At 45.9% G+C, this 305-nt stretch carries 2 tRNA genes; both read right to left on the bottom strand.

Going from position 1 to position 305, the window contains the following annotated elements:
* Window positions 1-20 precede the first annotated feature (20 nt).
* Window positions 21-97, bottom strand: a tRNA-Arg gene (locus H4J54_RS00050).
* A 116-nt stretch (window positions 98-213) separates the two neighbouring features.
* Window positions 214-290: transfer RNA gene (locus H4J54_RS00045), tRNA-Arg, on the bottom strand.
* Window positions 291-305: the final 15 nt, after the last annotated feature.

Genomic DNA, 305 nt, shown 5'->3' with positions numbered 1-305 from the left:
TAAGACTGGTTTTTTCAATGTGGCGGACGCGGCAGGAGTCGAACCTGCGACCGCCTGGTTCGTAGCCAGGTACTCTATCCAGCTGAGCTACGCGTCCGCAATAAACTGTTTTTTTATATCTCATGTTTAGGAGATGACCAACTTATACAGTATTTATTTTTTAACTAGCCTTAATACTTCCTAGTCTTTATTATTTAGCCACTTAAAGAAAAGTGGCGGACGCGGCAGGAGTCGAACCTGCGACCGCCTGGTTCGTAGCCAGGTACTCTATCCAGCTGAGCTACGCGTCCTCAATAAACTGTTTT

The organism is Colwellia sp. MB3u-8 (genome assembly GCF_014076985.1).
Classification (GTDB): domain Bacteria; phylum Pseudomonadota; class Gammaproteobacteria; order Enterobacterales; family Alteromonadaceae; genus Cognaticolwellia.
The sequence above is the reverse complement of the archived record's forward strand: the minus strand, read 5'-3'. Positions and strand labels throughout refer to the sequence as shown.